Here is a 21,883-nt window from a genome sequence, read left to right as displayed (position 1 = left end):
AAATGTGAACCGTTTCCTGAAAAAGTTTTTTCAGAGAAACGGTTCACATTTTTAGTTATCTATCGAAAAAGATCAAGCAGCAAGAATCAAGCGGGTTTAATACCACTGATAGACTTCAACAATGACTGTATTGGTCGGTTTGTTTCAACATTGAATTGATAAGAACGATAACGAAACAAATGGTTTAAAATGACAAAAGAAGTTATTTCAACTGCCAAAAAAACTTGAATGGAATTGATAGACAGACAAAGTAGAGAAATTGCTAAAAATAAGATAATGAATAAAGAAAATAATTGCTGAAGACGATAACTGTTTGTAATTGAAATTTCTTTGGTCTCTGTTGTAACGACGACTTTTTGAGAAAAACGGAAAAGACCTTCTCTGAACTCAAGTGTATCACCTAATTCAACATCCATTTCTGTCGGAATATTGTTAAATAAATTTCCTTGGCGAATGCCATTTTTATAGACTGTAAAATAGCGGACACAACCCCAAGTAGTTTGTCTTTTTAAGTTAATTTTCATCCTAATCACCTCTTGAGATTATTTTCTCATGAAAGTTGCTCATGAGAATCAAGCAAAAGGCTGATTTATTTCATATTTTTTCTCATGCTAAAGTCTTAGTACGAATTAAAAAGCTTAATCAGATTCTAGATCAGGTAAACAAGTATATTCGGCAATAGCGGCAGCATGGGTTCCTGCAACATGCCCTGTCACAAAAGCTGCTGTAACATTATAACCGCCTGTATAGCCATTAATATCCAGTAGTTCGCCAGCAAAGAATAAACCATTAACTAATTTACTTTCCATTGTTTTAGGTTGAATCTCTTTTAACGAAATACCTCCTCCAGTTACAAAAGACTTTTCAATTGGCAAAGTTTTTTCAGCAGTTATCTTAAAAGACTTTAATTGCTGGATAAATTGATCTAGTTGTTGATCAGAGACTTGTTTAGCTGAAAGATCAGACATGATAAGTTGGCTTAAAATAAAATCCATTAGACGTTCTGGAATAAAATTTTTCAAAGCATTTTTGACAGATTTTTCAGGTTGCTCGAAAAACTTTGTATTAACTTCTTTTTTCAGATTTTGCCTTTCTACTTCGGGGAACAGATCTAATTGTAAAGTAACGGGATGCTGTTCGTGTTTAGTCAGTTCTTGATTCACAAAGCTTGAACATCTTAAAGCAGCAGGTCCTGAAATACCAAAATGAGTGAAGAGCAAATCCATCTGATGTGTAACAACTACTTTGCCTTTCTCATTTAAAACAGAAAGAGCAATATTTTGTAATGAAAGTCCTTGTAGTGTTTTCTCTTGAATAAAGTAATCATTTGAGATAATAGGTGATTCTGTGGCATATAAAGGACTGATGGTATGTCCAAGTCTTTTTGCTAACTTATATCCATCACCTGTGGAACCGGTAGAAGGATAGGTGCGTCCACCTGTTGTTAAAATGACACATGGTGCATAAATTTTTTCATGTTCCAATGCGATTCCAATCGTTTGACCGTCTTTGTGTAATACTTTCTCCACTTTTGCTTCCGTATAAATTGTCACACCAAGTTGTTCTAATTGGTTGAAGAGTGTTTCTACAATTGTTTTAGAACGATCAGTAACAGGAAACATCCGTCCATGATCCTCTTCTTTTAAGTGGGTGCCATTTGACTCAAAAAATTCCATAATATCATAATTATTGAATTGTGAAAAAGCACTATATAAAAATTTACCATTTCCTGGGATGTGGGCAATGATCTCATCAGCGGGTCGGTTATTAGTGACATTACACCGCCCACCACCAGTCAATAATAGTTTTTTTCCGACACGTTTGTTTTTTTCTATTAGTAAAGTTTTGCTGCCGGCTGTTGCTGCTGCGATAGCGGCCATCATTCCACTAGTTCCAGCGCCAACGACAATAACGTCATATAATTTCATACATTCTCCTCCGATTCAATGGTAGTTTAACACAATTTTCAAAACTTTTTCTACTTTTTTTGCAATTCATAGTAAAAAATTGTGGAAATTTTCAGAATTTAGGTTAAAATAGGATTATAACGATGAGAGGGTGATTAAATGGAAGCAAAACAGTACGTGGAAGAGATTCAAAAGAAGATTCATGAAAACGATCGAGGGCAAGTGGAATACTTGCAAGCAGTAGACGAATTTTTACCAACGGTTGAGGTATTCTTAAAAGAGAATCCAGCATTCATTGAAGCCAACATTTTAGGGGTTTTAATTGAGCCTGAACGAATGTTACAATTCAGAGTACCGTGGCAGGATGATCAAGGCAATTGGCGCGTAAACCGTGGTTACCGAGTACAGTACAATTCAGCGATTGGTCCTTATAAAGGTGGCTTACGTTTTCACCCTAGCGTGAATTTAAGTGTGATGAAGTTTTTAGCATTTGAACAAATTTTCAAGAATAGCCTAACTGGATTACCGATCGGTGGCGGCAAAGGCGGTAGCGATTTTGATCCTAAAGGGAAATCAGATGCTGAGGTCATGCGTTTTTGCCAAAGCTTTATGACAGAGTTGCAAAAACATATTGGACCAAGCACTGATGTACCAGCAGGTGATATCGGTGTAGGTGCACGGGAGATCGGTTACTTATTTGGGACGTACAAGCGCTTGAGAAATTACGATGCAGGCGTTTTAACAGGTAAACCGTTAGGGTACTGGGGAAGCCAGGCTAGAACGGAAGCAACAGGTTATGGCTGTGTTTATTTTGTAAAACACCTGTTAGCTGATGCAGATGATTCGTTTGCAGGTAAAAAAGTCGTTGTTTCAGGAAGCGGTAATGTATCAATCTATGCTATGGAAAAAGCGAAAGAATTAGGCGCAACAGTGTTAACGTGTTCTGATTCAAATGGTTTTATCTATGATCCAGCTGGTATTGATGTTGAATTAGTCAAAGAATTAAAAGAAAAAAATCGTGAACGAATTTCAAAATATGTTGAGACACGCAGCGATGCTACTTACTATGATGGTCAGTCTGTTTGGGATTTCGAAGTCGCTTATGATATTGCTTTACCTTGTGCGACTCAAAATGAAATCAATGATCAACAAGCTGAACTCTTAGTGAAAAACGGCGCCAAAGTTGTGGCAGAAGGAGCAAATATGCCTTGTACACTAGCTGCTGTTGAAGTATTTGATAACGCTGGTGTTCTATATTGCCCAGGTAAAGCTGCTAATGCTGGCGGAGTAGCCGTTTCTGCATTAGAAATGAGTCAAAATTCAGAACGTTTATCTTGGTCTTTTGAAAAAGTTGATGGTATGTTAGACGACATTATGAAAAATATTTATGAAACTTGTCGTGATACGGCCAATAAATATGATGCCGCTAATAATTTTGTGCTGGGCGCGAATATTGCTGGATTTGAAAAAGTTGCAACAGCGATGCTTAGTCAAGGTTTAGTTTAATAGAGGATGGTTAAAAAAGAATGACCGTGATTTTTTCTCACGGTCATTCTTTCATTTTGGAAGAACCACTCAAAATTTGCATTAGAAAATTACCTTTTTAAGTGTTTTAAAATAAAATTGGTACAGACGTTCATAAATTGCTTGAAAAAAGGGTGAAAAGAACGTAAAGTAGATACTGTATTAAGTTTAATTTCAAGGAGGAGAAGGAATGTCACACATTCAATTCGATTATTCCAATTTGACACCATTTGTTGCTGATCATGAATTGGAATACATGCAAACACAAGTGACTGCAGTGGACAAAGCATTAAGAGAAGGAACTGGAGCTGGCAGTGATTTTACTGGCTGGATTGACCTACCAGAAAATTATGATAAAGACGAATTTGCCCGTATTAAAAAAGCGGCTGAAAAAATCCAATCTGACTCAGAAGTTTTAGTTGTGATCGGTATTGGTGGTTCTTACTTAGGTGCAAGAGCAGCTATCGAATTTTTACATCATTCATTTAATAATTTACTACCCGCAGATGAAAGAAAAACGCCACAAATTTTCTTTGCTGGAAATAGCATCAGCTCAACTTATCTAGCTGATTTGATCAATGTGATCGGTGACCGTGATTTCTCTGTTAATGTGATTTCTAAATCTGGAACAACAACAGAGCCAGCAATCGCTTTTAGAGTATTTAAAGAATTATTAGTGAAAAAATATGGTAAAGAAGAAGCAAACAAACGGATTTATGCTACAACGGATCGTGCCAAAGGTGCTGTTAAAGTTGAGGCTGATGCGCAAGGTTGGGAAACATTTGTGATTCCTGACGATGTTGGTGGTCGTTTCACTGTGTTGACACCAGTAGGTTTATTACCAATTGCCGTTAGCGGTGCTGATATCGATGGCCTAATGACAGGTGCTAATGACGCCCGTAAGGAATATGCTTCTACAACTGATTTAAGCAAAAATCAAGCTTACCAATATGCAGCGTTAAGAAATATTTTATATCGTAAAGGTAAAACAACTGAAATGTTGATCAACTATGAACCTGGGATGCATTATTTTTCTGAATGGTGGAAACAACTTTTCGGTGAATCAGAAGGAAAAGATCAAAAAGGTATTTTCCCAGCTGCTGCTGATTTTTCAACTGACTTACACTCAATGGGACAATACGTGCAGGATGGCATGCGCAACTTATTTGAAACAGTTGTAAAAGTGGAAACACCACGTCATGCTGTATCAATCCCTGAATTGGCTGAAGACTTAGACGGATTAGGCTACCTACAAGGCAAAGAAATCGACTTCGTCAATACAAAAGCCTTCCAAGGAACCTTACTTGCTCATACTGATGGCGGTGTGCCAAATATGATCGTTAAGATTCCAGCAATGGATGCTTACTCATTAGGTTATGTTATGTATTTCTTTGAGATTGCGGTCGGTATTTCTGGTTACTTGAATGGTGTGAATCCATTTGACCAAGAGGGCGTTGAAGCATACAAGAAAAATATGTTCGCTTTACTTGGAAAACCGGGCTTTGAAGATTTAGCGAAAGAATTGAATGATCGCTTATAGAACAACGTTTATATCGTGTTTGTAATAGTAAAAAGAATGCCACTAAAGCATGTGCTAAAATTGCTTTGGTGGCATTCGATTTAGTTTTGGTTTCCATATGGCTATCTAATTTATCCATAGCGCTCTGCTTTACTTCTTCTGTTATGTGAGCATAGATGAGGGTAGCGGTCGGATTTTTATGTCCTAGTATATCTTGTATATCTTCTAGACTAACTCCGGCTTGACGGAGTAGGACAGCATGCGTGTGCCTTAGATCATAAACCTTGATTTTAGGTAACTTCGCTTTTTTACTAATGCGTTCAAAAGCACCGTTTACCGTTCTGTCTGCTATCGGGTTGAAATTTTTGAAACAAAACACGAAATCTGTGTTAGGATATTTTCTTTCTGAGTAGAAGGGGAGATAGTTTTGTTGCCTATTTTTTAATTCTAGCAATGCTTGTTTCACTGTTTTTGACATTACAAGGGTTCTGAATCCTGATTCAGTCTTAGGTGTGGACAGTTCAAGTTGTCCGCGCTTTTCTTTGCGATACAAGCGTGTCTGATCAATTTTAATCGTATTCCTCAAGAAGTCCACATTACTCCATTGCAACGCCATTAACTCTCCTTTACGCATGCCAGTATAGATGGCGGTGAGAAAGAAGTAATAATATATATATTCATTTTCCTCTTTGGCATATGCTAAAAAGGTTTCGATTTGGTCTTTATTGAAATAGTGAAACTCCTTTTCTTTAGAAGTGATTGATTTCCTGAATTCAACACCGTTACAAGGGTTAATTTCAATCATGCCCAAAGAGATGGCTTTTTTAAATGCATTATGCAAAGTCCCGTTTATTAATCTAATGGTAGTAGTGGCCAATCCAAGACCGTACAAATTATTGATGTACTCCTGGTGATCCTTTAGCTTATAATCAGATATGGATATTTGGCACAGTGGGGAGTAAGCAAAGCTCGTTTAGCACAAGTTTTAATGAACGGTTTACCTGAAGATGGTAGAGAGACAATCGTTAAACCTAACAAGCCGAATACACCTAAATATAAAGTTGGTCAACATATTCGTTTTGCGTCAATTTACAATACTCCTGATGATCCGACAGAAAAGCATATCAATGCTGATCAAAAATGGACTATCACTCAAAAACTAGACGGTCGTAAAAATCTTTACAAGGTCGAAAATAGCGGTAAGTTATTAGGTTATGTTAATGATGGAGATATCGTAGAAATTTGGAATCCCAGTCAACCTACTGCACCGTCTAAACCACAAGATTCTAATTTAGTTTCAATGGTTGGGACGTTTACGACTGATCAAAGTTTGCCATTGTCACCAGATAGCACGGTTGAGAGTCCAGCATCAGCATGGTACGATCCGTTTGAGTCAATGGAGTATGATGGTTACGTCTTGGGCAATGGTTATGCATGGATTAGCTACATTGATTACGGTGGAAATCGTCGATACGTTGCCGTTGGTCCAGATGATGGACACGTGGACACGACCTGGGGGACTGGATTTTTTTATTAGACAATGCATATCATTTGAATTCAGTCGTAAACGAATATATTCTATTAATAAGGACATATAACTTTTACATCATTTCCTTGCCCATCTCTTTCGAGGTGGGATTTTTTAGGACCTTTAGCTCAGTTGGTTAGAGCAGACGGCTCATAACCGTCCGGTCGTAGGTTCGAGTCCTACAAGGTCCATTTTAATATCTAGTAGAAGTATCATTCGTTCTTTTTGACAATTCCGACAAATATTTATAAACTAAAAAATGGACACACCTATCTATGTGTTCGTCATAATCATAATGCCGCCCTTTCGTCGGGGCGGTTTTATTTAGCACTTGACTTTTAGGTGTGCCTAACTTATTATAGGAGTATCTTCTTTCAGTGTAAGTCAGAAGATTCCCTAGAATAATTATTTATTGTTTGCCGTCTCTTAAGAGGCGGTTTTTTTGAGCATATAAATTTACTGGAATTAAGATTTTCGTTATATTATATACCTAAAGTAGTTAAAGGCCCTGGTTGTGATTCCCGCAAAGATCACATTCCAGTGTTTTTTATTGAGCTTTTCATTTGAATAATTATATGTAGCTATATATATTTAAATGAACGGTTGGCTATAGGAATTAATCTTCGTTAAAAAAATCCAATTCATTTTAAAGGAGAGGTCGAAATAAAGATGAGAGCTATTATAGTGTGCTTAATATCAATCTCTATAATGTTTTTGTTCTTTTTAGCGTTGGGTAATGAAATCTAACAAAGAAAAAAACTTTAGAATAAAGGCTGAGCTTTCACATGATCCTACTCAATATGAAGGACCTGATAATTATTTAATAGTATTCTCAGATACAGAATTGATTTCAGCAATATCAAACGAAGGAAGGATACTTACCACGATTCCAAAAAATGATAGAATAGAAAAGGAACAGAGATAAAAGTTGTAGTCAAAGAAAACTTTAAAGTTTCTAAAGTATATCCCTTCGAGATATTATCGGAGTATGTAAAAGAAGTTAATTTCGTAAATGATTAAATTGAAGCTAAGTCAAATCTCTCAATCCTCTTGGGTAAGAATCTCAAAAGCTCAAATTCATTATAACCTGTGACAATTCGGAATTCATCCACTAAAATAGGTGTCTGTATAACATATGGTTTATCATTAAGAAAAAATTTAAGTTCGTTTATATTTAGATGATTTATGAATTCGCAGTAAATGTTTTTATAATAAATATTTAGAAGTTCACTGGGACCATCTTCAATCATTCTCAAAAGTAACTTAATATCTTTTGATTTCATAGATTGAGGGGCAATACTTTTTTCGATAAAGTCAACATTGTTTTTTTCTAACCACCTTTTCGTTTTGATAGAAGAAGTGCAGTTTTGTGAAGAATAAACGGTTAAAATAATTACACAACCTTTCTTTAAGTTAAAAATAAAATACTATTAAATTCGGAGAATTGCAAGAGAAATAGCTTTTTTTTATAAATTGGTCTATATGTATGCCCTTTAATATTGTGAAATTTACATTATTGGTCCGGCCGTGTTGGCTTAAAAATATGATAAAAACCTACTACTCGTTGAGTTGTAGGCTTAAGCAATTGACTTCATCGGTTTTAATATAAATTCTCGAACAAAACTGTCAGGATTTCTGACGGTAAACTTTTCTATCACAAGTTGATTTCTACTGTTATAGTGACCAAAGGTAGCAAGTTCAAATTTACCATCCTCAAGAAAAAGAATAAGGTTAGCGAGTTCTTTCTTGCTGACTAGGCAGTTAATGTCACCAGCGGTAGCATGTAGCGTAAAACGTACTAACATATTGGGAAACGACTTTATAACCCTGATCTTATCTACTACTCCTACATAACTATTCTTTTGCATAATATTCGCCCTCCTCATCGTTTAAGTAAAAAACAAACTTATCTAATCCGATCTCATTAATTAACCGTTGTCCACAGCTCTATATGTACGACTGGAATTCTTGATAGGTCAGTAATCCAGCTTCATATTCATCGATTAAATTCACGATTCCGCACTCTCCCAATCATCGTAGATATATTCAACTTTCTTCTTTTGCATTTTAAAGTCTGTTTTCTGATAAACTTTTTTACTCGATAAAGTTAGATATTGATAGGGGTCTACGTATTCAAAAACAATAAAATGATCAATTTTTTTCAGCGGAAATGCTATTAGGTAATCTCTTTTTTTAATCTTGGGAAATGACCAGAAATTGTATACAGTACCCTCGATATTAATCCGCTTGGATGACACTTTGCGGAACGGGACCAGATGCAACGAGTAAAAATATTGCGCTGGTCTTATATGATCCTTTAAATGTACAGTTTTTACATATCTCATTATCATCACCTAAACACATTATACAAACGTTTGTTCGTGTTTGTCTAGCATGAGATATTTAACCTTCAGTAAAGCAAGATATAATATATATGATTGATAATTTTTGGTGGTATTTTGGTGGCATATTTTGATAAAAGTGCCAATAAAAAGATTTATATGATAAAAGTAGATAACGGAAACGCCTATAAATAGCCATTCATGACTACTATGATAGTTATAATAAAGAATAACTTATAAGAAAAATATGTTCGCTTTACTTGGAAAACCGGGCTTTGAAGATTTAGCGAAAGAATTGAATGCACGTCTGTAATCAATATGATAAATTATGTACCGCTAGCAGGAACCTAGAATCTTGCTAGCGGTATTTTTTATTGAGTTCAGAGGACAATGAAAGTTGTAAAATAAAAAAAGCACAAAACTAAATTGTAGTTTTGCGCTTTTTTTATTTGAAATCATCATCTTTTGGATAAGGAAGAATCTGTAAAGGATCTTCCTCTTCAATAATATCTTGAGAATGTGAATTCTGCTCATAATGATTTTTTGTTTCCGACTCTGTTCTGAATTTATTATGATAATCTGAATTATTTTGCCTAAATTGCTGCTCTGATGGAGGCGTAGGGGTGTTTTGAGCTAATCGCTCTCTAGCAGCTTCTTCAGCTTGATGTATCTTGTTATGACGCGGTTGCTTATTACCTCCTGTAAACGTTAAATAAATAATTAATGCAATCATAATAATTGTTACTATAATTAAACCAATAAACATGCCGAATGAAATAAACATAATGCTATCCCTCCTTTGTTCAACCTATACTCCATCAGTTTATCAAAAGATCCGTATACAGTCATCTATTTTTCTTGTATATTAGTAATTAAGTTTGATTAGTATAAAAAATAGGGAATTAATGGGGGAATAGAGATGAATACATTGGACGCAATGAATTATTTAAAGAAGAAAAAGTGGATTGATTTAAGTCATGAGATACATGAGTCAATACCTAGGTTCGGTGCTTTTAACGGATCTCAAGAAAAAACATTATTTACAATTAAAAAAGATGGCTTTTTTGCTAAAGAATATACCTTGCCAACGCAATATAGTACACACATCGATGCGCCTATACATTTTGCTGAAGGAAAACGTTACTTACATGAAATAAAATTAAAAGAATTAGTTTTACCATTGTATGTGATTCATAAAGAAGACGTTGTTCAAAATGACCATGATTATTGTTTGACGGTTCAGGATATACTTGATTTCGAAGCAGAATTTGGTTCGATTCCAGAAGACTCTTTTGTTGCGTTTGCAAGTGGTTGGTCAAGTCGCTGGAAATCTACAGAAGCCTATTATAATTGTGATAAAGAAGGGACAGCTCATACACCAGGATGGAGTCTAGCAGCGTTGAAATATTTAAGTGAGATAAGAAATGTTGCGGCGATTGGGCATGAGACTTTGGATACGGATAGTGCTGCTGATTTCAGAAAAAATCAGGGATTACTAGGTGAATATTATTGGTTGAAGCAAAACAAGTATCAAGTCGAAGTGATGCGGAATCTAAATCAAGTGCCTGCTGTTGGGAGTGTGATTGTAACTAGTTTTCCTAATCTACTAAATGCTCCAGGTTTCCCTGTACGTTCAATTGCACTATTACCGGATTAAATGAAATGTTAGTATGCGAAAAAGCATACTGAAATCGATTGCTAAATAGCCATATTCTTGATAAAATTATTCTTGTATAATAATTGTTACAAAATGATTTTGATTATAAGTTGTATGATGACTGGACTAGTGATCGACTTTTACCTAGGTAAAAACGAATGTATATGCCAACGTTATTTTTGACTATATAGATGACTGCTTTGTCCTGCTCGCACAACTTACGAGGAGGGCTTTTTTTGAAAGTAAGCATTTTTTCCACTTGTGTTGTTGATTTACTATTTCCAAATGTGGGACAGGCGATGGTAGAAGTTTTGGAGCGGTTAGGTTGCGAAACAACGTTCCCAGATAAGCAAACTTGTTGTGGACAGCCAACTTATAATAGTGGCTATGTTGAGGAAAGTTATGCCACGCTGAAAAATCAAATCGATTGTTTTGAGGATGCAGAGTATGTGGTGGGACCTGCTGGATCATGTGTGGGAATGCTAAGAGAGTATCGCCACTTTTTAAAAGACGATCCTATTTATGGCCCCAAAGCGGAAGCTCTAGCGGCTAAATCATTTGAATTTAGCCAATTTCTATACCAAGTTTTAGGCGTCACTGATGTTGGCGCAACGTTAAATGCCAAAGCAACTTATCACCGTTCATGCCACATGACCAGAATTTTAAAGGAACGTGAAGCACCATTTATCTTGTTAGACCATGTAGCAGGCTTAGAGATGATTCCATTAAATCATATTGAAAATTGTTGTGGATTCGGCGGTACCTTTTCAGTAAAAATGCCGGAAATCTCTGAACAAATGGTTACAGAAAAAATGAATGATGTGATCGACACTGGCGCTGAAATTTTAATTAGCGCAGATATGGGCTGCCTAATGAATATTGGTGGGAAGTTCAATCGAGTCGGTAAACCAATCAAAATTATGCATATTGCAGAGGTTTTAAATCAACAGGTGGATAAGAAACGAATGGATCAACCAAAAATAATGACGGTCATTTAGGGGGAAATAGTGTGGGATTAACGACTAGTACGAAGCCTTTCAAACAACGATTAGAAGAGAGCAAAAACGATGTTTTCATGCAAAAAGCTGTAGCAAAAGCACAAGATGATCAGTGGATCAAACGAGAAGGCGCAAGAGCAGAACTCGGTCACTGGGAGCATTGGCGAGAACTTGGAGAACAAATCAGGCAGCATACGATTTCGTATTTACCAGATTATCTAGAGCAGTTTAGCGATATGGTTGCTGAACAAGGTGGAAAAGTCTTTTTTGCTCAGACAGCGGAAGAAGCAACGGAATATGTAAAACAAGTGGTTTTAGAGAAAAATGCAAAAAGAGTAGTGAAATCAAAATCAATGGTAACCACAGAAGTTGATATTGATCCTATGTTGTTAGAGCTAGATGGTGTCAGTGTTATGGAGACAGATTTAGCGGAATTTATCTTGCAAATGGATGATTGGGATGAGCCTTCTCATATTGTTTTCCCTAGCATTCATAAAAATCGCGAGCAAATTCGGCAAGTTTTTGCAGAAAAATTAGGGTATAAAGGGGATAACGATCCAGTTAACTTAGCTCGATGTGCTAGAGAGGTTATGCGTAAGTTTTTCTTGGAAGCGGAAGTAGGAATAACAGGGTGTAACTTTGCGATTGCTGACAGTGGCTTAATCAATCTGAATACGAATGAGGGGAATGCTGATTTAACAATAAGTATCCCTAAAACACAAATCGTCTTGATGGGGATGGAGCGAATCGTACCCAGCATGAGGGAGGTTGAGGTGCTAGATAACCTCTTAGCTAGAAGTGCTGTTGGACAAAGTTTAACAACATATGTCACTTTTGCTGGTATCAAAAAAAAAGATGAATCAGATGGTCCTGAAGAGTTTCATGTTGTGATTTTAGATAATGGTCGTTCTAATGCGTTAGGTACAGCTTTTGAACCTGTTTTACAGTGTATTCGTTGCGGTTCTTGTTTAAACGTTTGTCCAGTATATCGCCATATTAGCGGTCATGGTTATGGATCAATTTATCCTGGCCCTATTGGCGCGGTGTTATCCCCAGTGTTAGGCGGCTACAATCAATTTGGAGAGTTACCGTATGCCTCTAGTCTTTGTGGTGCGTGTAGGGATACTTGTCCAGTGAAGATTCCATTACATGAATTATTGATCGAGCATCGCCGTGTAATGACCGATGAATTAAAGATGCAACATGGCTTTGATGATTTTCAAATGCGGGTTGTAGGAAAAGCGACAGCAACGCCAAGCTTATTTAAAACAGCCATGAAAGTCGATCATATGGGATTAGCACCATTAAGTAAGAAAAAAGGAATTACTGTAGATAATATGTTCCAGTACGGTGGCTATGTTGCAAAAGGACCAGGTCTTGTGAAAGGTTGGACAGATGTTCGTGATTTACCACGTCCGCCAAAAAGTTCAGAAAATTTTAGAAGCTGGTATAAAAAGCATAAAGCAGGTGAACAAAATGACTAATGCCAATATACAAAATAGAGAGTCTTTTTTAAATAAGCTGACGGAAAAACTTGGTACAAAACGTCAAGACACTTTAGAGCATCCATTCAAGCCAATTAATGATTTGCCCGAAACAACGCTTGCAGATAAAACTCAAGATGAATTGTTAGAAATTGCTAAAGCACGAGTAGCGAAAATCAATACCACTCTTGTTGAAACCACGAAAGCCAACTTAAAAGAAACGATCGATCAAATGGTAGAATCATTTGGAGGCGGGAAAATAGTGCTGCCGATTGATGACCGATTTGCAGAATTTGGCTTGCAACAGTTTACACCAGATCAAGAATCAGAAGCAATGCAGGATGAACTGTTACTTTTTTGGAAACCTGGACCAAAGTATAGAGAGACTAATATAGCAACTGTAGCAACTGCTAACATTGCAATAGCTTTTGCCGAATTTTTATTGGCTGAATCAGGCTCGATCGTTGTTGAAACCAATGCAGGTCAAGGTCGTTCATTCCATTTCTTGCCACAACACTATATTTCAATTATCCCAATGAGTAAAATTGTACCTCGCTCTACTCAAGCTGCGGCGTTCTATGGAGAAAAACAGAAAAATGGTGAGAAAGTCGGGTCAGCGATTCATTTTATTTCAGGACCTTCCAATTCGGGTGATATAGAAATGCAATTGGTTGTTGGATTACATGGACCTTTAGCTGTTTGTTATATCGTTGTAAAAGATATGTAAGATTAAAATGGTCTTAACTTTTTAACTTCATTCCCAAAATAATTGAATACATGAAATCTTAAGAGAAATGCTAAAAATTTACCCAAAAAGGAAACAAATCTGTAGAAATTTCTTGGTCTGTGGTAAACTATAGAAAGCAAGTTTTTGGAGGAATGAATTTGAAATCTAAAGAGTTATTAAATACTATATTATTTTTTTTTGGTCTAGCAGCGCTGCTATTTTTATTAAGGCAGTTTGTTTTTACCCCAGTTGTGGTCAAAGGGCATTCGATGGATCCAACATTAGCAGATGGTGAACGTGTGATTGCATTAAAAAATACGGAAATCAAACGCTTTGATATTGTGACGTTCCCAGCACCAGATGAACCGAAAAAAAGTTACATTAAACGCGTGATCGGCTTACCAGGAGATACCGTGGAATACAAAGCTGATGTTCTGTATATTAATGACAAAGAAGTAAAAGAACCCTATTTGGATGAGTTTAAAAGCGCAGTAACAGATGGCTCACCCTTGACGCTTGATTTTACCTTAAGTGAAGTCACTGGTGAGAAAAAAGTCCCTGAAGGGGAATATTTTGTGATGGGAGACAATCGCAGAAATTCAAAAGATGGACGAATGATCGGATTTATCAACAAAAAAGATATATCAGGTGATGTTAAATTCGTCTTATGGCCATTAAATCGTTTCGGTACCATCTAAGTATTGGTTATATAATATAAAAAAGTTCTCTTTTAATTAAGAGGCTTTTTTTGTTGGACAATGAAAGGCGTGTTCAAGGTGATTTTATGATAAACTAAGAAGGTAAGACTGAAATAAAGGATGTGATGAAATGAGTTTGCAATTTATTCGAGGAACAGCTGAGATGGACTTGGAAGAGGCGCTTTTGCAAACATCTGTTCAGTGGTTAGCTGAAGATGATGCACATGAAGTTTTCTATTTAGTGCCCAACCATATGAAGTTTGAACAAGAAATCAATGCCCTTAAACGCATTAAAATCATCCAAAATAATCAAAGTGATTCTATCGCAACAATGCGTTTTCAAGTGTTTAGCTTTTATCGATTGGCTTGGTATTTTTTACAGCATACTCAATTTTACAGTTCAGAAGTACTTACTGAAGCTGGAGCTGCAATGGTTTTTAGAAAAATCTTATCGGAAAACGAGGAAGCATTAAAGGTTTTTCGTGGAGAAGTCAATAAATCAGGGTTTATTCAGCAATTATTTGATCTGTATCAGGAAATAAAAGAAGGCAATGTTGATTTAGACGACTTATTTGCTCATTTATCAGGAGCAAATTCAGATAGTAAAGAGCAAGATCTACAATTAAAAATCCAAGATATTAAATTAGTTTTTTCAAAATTTGAAGAAACTATGAGTCAGTACGGCATAAAATCAGCAGAAATCATCAATTATTTGACGGACTATTTAGAAACAAAAGACTTAAGTCACGTTCTATTTGTAGTCAATGGATACCATAATTTTTCTGCTAGAGAGCTAAAATTGCTCGATACATTGATGCGTCGTGGTGGTCAAGTCAAAATATCTTTGGTTTTAGATAAAAAATACCCAAATGACGTGCCGCAGTTGATGAATTTATTTTACGAAACGGGTACGACTTATTATAAACTTTATCAGTTAGCTAGAAATTCTAATGTAGCAATATTACCTGACTATGTTGAACAAAAGAAAAGGTTGATTAAAAATGACAGCCTTCAAACACTGGAAAAATATTGGGTTAATGCCCAAGAAAGTCATCCGAAGAAAGCAAAAGAAAGGATCAATGATGATCATCTTCAGTTTTGGTGTGCAGAAAATCCTAAAGAAGAAATCAATCATATTGCAAAGGAAATCAGAAGATTAGTTGCTGAAGAAAATTATCGGTATAAAGATATTCAAGTGCTAACACGAGAATTGGACAGCTATGAAACCATGATCGAACCGTTATTTTCCATGCATGAAATCCCTGTCTATTTGGATCGAGATATGGCGATGGAACAGCATCCGTTAGTTGAATTTATTCAATCATTATTTGCAATCAATAGTTACCATTACCGTTATCGAGATGTCTTACGCTTTTTAAGAACAGAACTATTTTTTCCTATAGAAGATCAAATGACTATGGAAGAATGGAAAATACAGCGCAATGAATGGCGGCGGAAAATCGACCTAGCTGAGAATGTTGTCTTGGCTTATGGTTATGAGGGATATCATTGGGAAAAAGATAAGGACTGGCATTTTATCCGCTATGATTTTGAAGCCGAACAACAAGACGACACAGAATTGATTGAAAAAGATGCCAATGCTGTGCGAAATAGAGTCCAACAAACAGTACCAGCTTTTTTCAAACAAATGCAAAAAGCGCATAAAGGGATCGAAGCGGCGGATTATTTCTATCGATTTTTAGTCAATAACGGTATCGAAAAGCAATTGATGATGTGGCGGAATCAAGCCATTGAGAGCGGTCAATTAGAAGCAGCTCGCAACCATGAGCAGACCTGGGAAGCTTTAATGACGTTACTGGATGAATACGTCACGATTTATGGGGAGGAAGCATTTGATCTCTCAGTATTTGAAGAAATTTTTTCTAGTGGTTTAGAAGGTTTACGCTATAATAAAGTTCCCACAGCGATCGATCAAGTTCAAATTCGTTCACTCGATCTAGCACGACCCGGACAAGCCAAAATAGTTTTTGCAATTGGTTTGACAGATCAAGTTTTACCACAAAAATTTGATAATAAGACATTACTTTCCGATGAAGAGCGCCAATATGTGAATGGCTATCTAGAGGAAGGGCAGTTTTTACTAAATGATACTAGAAAAAGCATTGCCAAAGAGCCATTTACGGCTTATATCATGTTTGCTTCGGCAACAGATCGGTTGTATTTTTCTTACCCAAGTGTAAAAGATACTGCTAAAGACGTTAAAGTTTCGGCATACTTAAAAAATATTCAAAAAGATTTCGGCGTACAAATGCAATTAAAAAATGCACTGACAATATTAGATAACGAACAAATTAGTTTAGAGCATGTAGGGACTTATCGAACATTGATCAGTGATTTAACGAACTTAAAGCGTCAGAAAAAAGAAACACAGGAAGGCATCCTAGCTTTTTGGCTTACTTTGGAACGCAAATTAATGAAACAGGAACAAGCGAATTTGGCTCACCGTGTTTTTGAAAGTTTAAGCCATAAAAATCTGCCAGAAAACCTAGAGGAACAGCTAGCTGATGAATTATATACAAAACACATTTATACATCCGTTTCCAGAATGGAAAGTTTCTATCGTTGTCAGTATCAATATTTTATTCGATTTGGTCTAGGTCTAAAAGAAAGAGATGTTTTTGGGCTGACACCTGCTGCAACAGGAGATTTTTTCCATGAGGCACTAGATCAGTTTTTCAAATTACTGATTACGCAGAATAAGCAGCTATCTGAATTGACTGATCGTGAAGTGAACGAATTTACAGAACAAATCCTTAATGCCGTATTTGGTGAGATCAAATTTTCGATTCTTGATACGTCAAGTCGGATGAATTATATTCGCTATCAATTAGGTCAAACGATCAAAAAAGTTAGTTGGGCTTTAAAACGTCAAAGTGAGCGTAGTGGGATGTCAACGGTTCAGACAGAAGTTTTGTTTGGTCAGATTGCCAGTCAAAAGGGAATCAAGGGCTTAGAATTGCCACTTGATAACGGTGGTAATATCAGCGTTAGAGGGAAAATCGACCGTTTAGATCAATTAGTGACACCAGATTCTTTATATTTAGGTGTTGTTGATTATAAATCAAGCCACAAAAAATTTAATATTACAGAAGCTTACTATGGTTTAGCGATGCAAATGTTGACCTATTTGGACGTCGCGTTGATGGATGCTGTGAATCTAGTCGGTCAATCAGCTAAACCAGCGGGCTCATTCTACCTACATGTTCATAACCCGATTCTTCCTTATGAAACAGAAGATAAGAAAGAACAGCAGCTTTTAAAGAAATTCCAATTTGACGGACTGTTATTGAATGATCCCGTTTTGCTTGAAAATCTGGATAAAAGTCTACAAGCTAAACAAAGTTCGCTGATTTTTCCAATTGAAGAATCTGCTAAAGAAATTATTAAACCAGGACGCCGCCAAGAAGATAAATTTGTGATAGAGCCTGAATTAGATGCCTTATTGATTCATAACCGCAGCAAGTTTATCGAAGCAGGTAATAAAGTTACCAGTGGCGAAATTGATTTAAACCCAGCTTATCAAGGCAAAGAGCGAATTGCTTGCCGTTACTGTCCGTTTAGGAGTGTTTGCAATTTTGATGTTATGTTAAAGGAGAATAACTATAATCGAATTGAAACATTGACGAAAAAAGAAGTAATGGATCGTTTACTTGAAAATGAGTCGGAAGGAGGAACTATTGATGAGTAAGACTATCCCGTTACGTCCAGAAAATGAGCAATTTACTGATAATCAATGGCAAGCCGTTTTTGATGGTGATGAAAACATTTTAGTTTCTGCTTCTGCTGGTTCTGGAAAAACAACGGTTCTAGTACGCAGAGTTATCGAAAAACTCAAAAGTGGTGTGAATATCGATCGCTTGTTGATCGTAACCTATACAGAAGCGGCCGCAAAGGAAATGAAAGAAAGAATCCAAGCAGCATTACAAAAAGTAATTACAAACGAGAGTGAGCAAGAGAAAAAAAACCATTTTATTAAACAGTTGACCTTGCTTCCAACTGCCAATATCAGTACGCTACACGCATTTTGTTTAACAGTGATTCGTCGTTTTTATTATCTGATCGAAATGGATCCAGTTTTCCGACTATTGACAGATGAAACGGAAATGTTACTTTTGAAAGAAGATGTTTGGGATGAACTTAGGGAACAATTTTATGGTGAAAACCAAGAAGCTTTTTATCAGCTGACAAGTAATTTTTCCAATGATCGTAGTGATGATGGACTGACTCGATTAATCTTTTCCTTGTATGATTTTGCCCGTGCTAATCCTGATCCAGAGGAATGGTTGACCCATTTAGCTGACAGCTATCAAGTGACTGGGCAGTTAGGTGACTCGGTGCTATTCCAAGACTATTTGAAACCTCAAGTTATGGAAAGTCTATTCCGTTGTGTAGAGCGTTACGAAGAGATGATTCGTTTAACTGAAGGAGAAGAAAAGCTAGAAAAAATTGCAAATCTTGCTAGAAATGAAAAAGAATTTGTGGAAACATTCAGTAGCCAGCTAGCAGATAATGATCTAGAATCAGGCTTTGACGTTTCAAAAACAATCACATTTGGACGTTATCCAACAGTGCGAGTAGAAGAATTAAAAGAAACTGCCGCACAAGCCAAAAACTTACGAGAACAAAATAAAAAAGCAATCAATGCTATTTTAGAGAACCTATTCACTTTATCACCAGAGGAAATGAAAGGAATTTTAGAACGTTCTCAACCACTAGTTGAGGAAATGGCACAAGTTGGAAAAGCCTTCATTGATACTTATAGCCAACAGAAACTAAAAAAAGGGTTAGTTGATTTCAATGATTTGGAACATTTCACCCTGAATATATTAGCAAAAAAAGAGGTAAGTGAGTGGCTCCCAACAGAAGCATCAAACTATTATCGTGAGAAGTTTGATGAAGTATTAGTTGATGAATATCAAGACATTAATCGATTACAAGAAACAATTCTTTATTGGTTAAGAAGACCAACGGCTTCTGAAGGAAACCTGTTTATGGTTGGTGATGTTAAGCAGTCGATCTATTCATTTCGTTTAGCTGACCCAACCTTATTTATCGAAAAATACAATCAATATGGAGCAAATAAAGAGGGAAAGCGAATCGTTTTAGCCGAGAATTTCCGCTCTAGAAGGAATGTATTAGATTTTACCAATTTAGTTTTTGAACAATTGATGGATGAACGTGTCGGACAAATCGCTTATGATGAAGCAGCCCAACTCGTTCATGGTTTTGATCAGTTTGCAGAAGCAGAAAATTATGATACCGAACTATTGCTCTATGAAAAAAAATCAGAACGTGTGGAGGAAGTACTCGGACTGGACGATTCTCAGCTGATTTTGGAAGATAAAACAGAAGGCGAATTGCATATGACAGCGCTGAAAATCAGAGAATTGATCGATAAAAAATTTTTGATCTATGACAAAACAACAAAAGAAAATCGACCATTGACTTATAAGGATATTGTATTGTTGACGCCAACTAAGAAAAATAATTTGACGATTTTAGAGATATTTAAATTAGCAGGTATCCCAATCCAAGTAAACGATGCCCAAAATTATTTTCAAGCAACCGAAATTCAGACAATGGTGGCTCTTTTGCAAATTATTGACAATCCCTATCAAGATATCCCCTTGGCCGCGGTGTTGCGTTCGCCAATTGTAGGATTAAAAGAAAATGAATTAGTAACGCTTCGGTTAGCTGCTAAAAAAAGTTCTTATTATGAAGCGTTCCTGACCTTTAATCAAATTGAGGCGAAAGAGTCAGCTCAATTGGCATTGAAAGAAAAAACACAGGCATTTGCAGCTCAACTTGAACAATGGCGCGAAATGGCACGAAGAAATCAATTAGCAACTTTAATCTGGCAAATTTATCAAGATACGGCTTATTTAGATTACGTAGGCGGTATGCCAGCGGGGAAACAAAGACAGGCGAATTTATTTGCATTGATCGATCGAGCCGCCAGTTATGAACAAACCAGTTTCCGTGGCCTATTTCAATTTGTTCGGTTTATTGAAAAAATGCAGGAAAAAGATAAGGACTTAGCAGAACCTGTTATTTTGAGCGAAGAAAATGCTGTTCGCGTTATGACGATCCACGCTAGTAAAGGATTGGAATTCCCAGTTGTTTTCATTTTAGATATGACAAAAGAGTTCAACCTTGGCGATCTGAATGAACGGTATATCTTTGACGACCGACTTGGTGTTGGGATTCGTTATTTGGATCAAACAGATCGGATGCTTTATGAGACATTGCCGTTTTTAGCAATCAAGCAGGCAAAATTAAAAAAATTACTCTCAGAAGAGATGCGCAAATTGTATGTAGCGTTGACTCGTGCAGAACAAAAGCTTTATCTTGTGGGGTCATATAACAATCAAGAAGCAACATTTAAAGAGTGGCTGAAAGTGGCTGATGTTCAAACTAAAGTATTACCAAGCGAAAATCGGTTACAAGGAAAGAGTAGTTTGATGAACTGGGTGGGAATGAGTTTGGTTCGTCATCAGAAAATGGCTGAATTCCAATCGGCGTTTACAACTGAAAAAATTGTGGGAATCACACAACATCCAGCGGGATTCTCGGTTTCATTCATGACTGAACAAGCCATCCAAGAACAATTTGCTGCCTTTCAATTTATCGATACAGGTTTGAGTAAAGCCGAAAATTCTAAAAGTAGTGATCCTAAATTAGTAGAGCAAGGGTTATACCGTTTAAACTATGATTACCCCTACCAGCTCTCAACCAAAACGACTAATTACCAATCAGTATCAGAAATCAAACGTGTATTTGAAGACCCGGATAATAAAGAAATCGCTAAAATCGAAGTAGATGAAAAAAATACACTTCAGCCAACTCCAATGATCGTTCACCGAATGAGTGAAGGCGAGTTGGGGAAACCTAGATTTATTGAAACGATCCGAAAACCATCAGCAGTGGAGGTTGGTTCAGCAACTCATTATTTATTACAATTGCTGGATTTAAACGAAGAACCAACCAAAGATAGTATTACCCAATTGATCGAAGAATTAGTCCAAACGAAAATTATTCAAGAAAATGTAGCAAAACAAATCAAGATTGATCAGGTACTCTCTTTTTATCAGACACACTTGGGCCAACAACTGTTAGAAAATCCAACTAAAGTTGTGCGAGAACAACCATTTTCAATGTTGTTGAGAGCAGAAGAATTGATCAAAGATTATCCCAGAGAAACACAAGATGATTTATTGATCCATGGAATGATTGATGGTTATCTTGAACAAGACAACAATTGCATTCTTTACGACTATAAAACAGATTTTGTCCAAGATATCGAAAACGTCCAAGAGATCAAGAAAGTCATTCAGCGGTACCGTGGTCAGTTAAATTTATATCGAAAAGCACTTGCTCAAGCTACGAGCAAAGAGGTAAATAGTGTTTTTCTAGTCTTATTATCTGCTGGTATCATTATCGATATGGATGAAGAACAGATCATTGAAAAAATGAAGTAA

15 protein-coding genes, 1 tRNA gene and 1 pseudogene are annotated in these 21,883 nt (G+C 36.3%); 11 read left to right on the top strand and 6 right to left on the bottom strand.

The window, feature by feature from the left end; all coding sequences use genetic code 11:
• Positions 1-86: 86 nt before the first annotated feature.
• Positions 87-524 carry a hypothetical protein gene (locus A5866_RS03335; RefSeq protein WP_086444387.1) on the bottom strand — a complete coding sequence of 146 codons (438 nt, stop codon included), beginning with the start codon at positions 522-524 and terminating at the stop codon, positions 87-89.
• 114 nt (positions 525-638) lie between these two features.
• Positions 639-1,928 (bottom strand): NAD(P)/FAD-dependent oxidoreductase, encoded by a 1,290-nt coding sequence (locus tag A5866_RS03330; protein WP_086444388.1) that lies wholly within the window; start codon positions 1,926-1,928, stop codon positions 639-641.
• A 138-nt stretch (positions 1,929-2,066) separates the two neighbouring features.
• Between A5866_RS03330 and gdhA the strand changes: the two genes are divergently transcribed.
• Together gdhA and A5866_RS03320 are read left to right on the top strand one after the other, a co-directional pair.
• The gene (gdhA, locus tag A5866_RS03325) at positions 2,067-3,413 is read left to right on the top strand and encodes an NADP-specific glutamate dehydrogenase (RefSeq protein ID WP_086444389.1); all 1,347 of its coding nucleotides are present in this window, start codon (positions 2,067-2,069) and stop codon (positions 3,411-3,413) included.
• 208 nt (positions 3,414-3,621) lie between these two features.
• Positions 3,622-4,971: a glucose-6-phosphate isomerase gene (locus A5866_RS03320; protein ID WP_086279340.1), complete on the top strand. Its 1,350-nt coding sequence runs from the start codon at positions 3,622-3,624 to the stop codon at positions 4,969-4,971.
• Between the two features lie 148 nt (positions 4,972-5,119).
• Here A5866_RS03320 and A5866_RS03315 read toward each other — a convergent pair.
• Positions 5,120-5,755, bottom strand: a pseudogene (locus A5866_RS03315) (site-specific integrase); the annotation flags it as partial.
• A 138-nt stretch (positions 5,756-5,893) separates the two neighbouring features.
• Here A5866_RS03315 and A5866_RS03310 point away from each other — a divergent pair.
• Entirely contained in the window at positions 5,894-6,487 is a 594-nt protein-coding gene (locus A5866_RS03310; protein WP_086444391.1) for an SH3 domain-containing protein, read from the top strand.
• Between the two features lie 108 nt (positions 6,488-6,595).
• Positions 6,596-6,669: transfer RNA gene (locus A5866_RS03305), tRNA-Ile, on the top strand.
• Positions 6,670-7,494: 825 nt separating this feature from the next.
• Here A5866_RS03305 and A5866_RS17045 read toward each other — a convergent pair.
• The 3 genes from A5866_RS17045 to A5866_RS03295 all read right to left on the bottom strand — a co-directional run bounded on the left by A5866_RS17045 (position 7,495) and on the right by A5866_RS03295 (position 9,604).
• Positions 7,495-7,869, bottom strand: coding sequence for an ArsC/Spx/MgsR family protein (locus A5866_RS17045; RefSeq protein ID WP_422389670.1), 375 nt, complete (start codon positions 7,867-7,869; stop codon positions 7,495-7,497).
• A 186-nt stretch (positions 7,870-8,055) separates the two neighbouring features.
• Positions 8,056-8,346 (bottom strand): hypothetical protein, encoded by a 291-nt coding sequence (locus tag A5866_RS03300; protein ID WP_086279344.1) that lies wholly within the window; start codon positions 8,344-8,346, stop codon positions 8,056-8,058.
• 919 nt (positions 8,347-9,265) lie between these two features.
• A complete protein-coding gene (locus A5866_RS03295; RefSeq protein ID WP_086444392.1) occupies positions 9,266-9,604 on the bottom strand; it encodes a hypothetical protein in 339 nt (112 codons plus the stop codon).
• 135 nt (positions 9,605-9,739) lie between these two features.
• Between A5866_RS03295 and A5866_RS03290 the strand changes: the two genes are divergently transcribed.
• The 7 genes from A5866_RS03290 (at position 9,740) to addA (ending at position 21,883) form a co-directional block, all read left to right on the top strand.
• A complete protein-coding gene (locus tag A5866_RS03290; RefSeq protein ID WP_086444393.1) occupies positions 9,740-10,477 on the top strand; it encodes a cyclase family protein in 738 nt (245 codons plus the stop codon).
• 236 nt (positions 10,478-10,713) lie between these two features.
• Complete coding sequence (locus A5866_RS03285; RefSeq protein WP_086444394.1) at positions 10,714-11,475, top strand: (Fe-S)-binding protein; 762 nt, start codon at positions 10,714-10,716, stop codon at positions 11,473-11,475.
• 11 nt (positions 11,476-11,486) lie between these two features.
• Positions 11,487-12,959, top strand: coding sequence for a LutB/LldF family L-lactate oxidation iron-sulfur protein (locus A5866_RS03280; protein WP_086444395.1), 1,473 nt, complete (start codon positions 11,487-11,489; stop codon positions 12,957-12,959).
• Positions 12,952-13,686, top strand: coding sequence for a LutC/YkgG family protein (locus A5866_RS03275; protein ID WP_086444396.1), 735 nt, complete (start codon positions 12,952-12,954; stop codon positions 13,684-13,686). Before A5866_RS03280 ends, A5866_RS03275 begins: the two co-directional genes overlap by 8 nt.
• Before the next feature lie 152 nt (positions 13,687-13,838).
• Complete coding sequence (gene lepB / locus A5866_RS03270) at positions 13,839-14,384, top strand: signal peptidase I (RefSeq protein ID WP_086444397.1); 546 nt, start codon at positions 13,839-13,841, stop codon at positions 14,382-14,384.
• Positions 14,385-14,514: 130 nt separating this feature from the next.
• The gene (locus A5866_RS03265) at positions 14,515-18,093 is read left to right on the top strand and encodes a PD-(D/E)XK nuclease family protein (RefSeq protein WP_086444398.1); all 3,579 of its coding nucleotides are present in this window, start codon (positions 14,515-14,517) and stop codon (positions 18,091-18,093) included.
• Positions 18,086-21,883: a helicase-exonuclease AddAB subunit AddA gene (gene addA / locus A5866_RS03260; protein WP_086444399.1), complete on the top strand. Its 3,798-nt coding sequence runs from the start codon at positions 18,086-18,088 to the stop codon at positions 21,881-21,883. Before A5866_RS03265 ends, addA begins: the two co-directional genes overlap by 8 nt.

This window comes from Enterococcus sp. 12C11_DIV0727, assembly GCF_002148425.2.
Classification (GTDB): Bacteria; Bacillota; Bacilli; order Lactobacillales; family Enterococcaceae; genus Enterococcus_L; species Enterococcus_L lemimoniae.
Note: the sequence above shows the minus strand (reverse complement) of the source record. Positions and strands in the feature narration are given on the sequence as shown.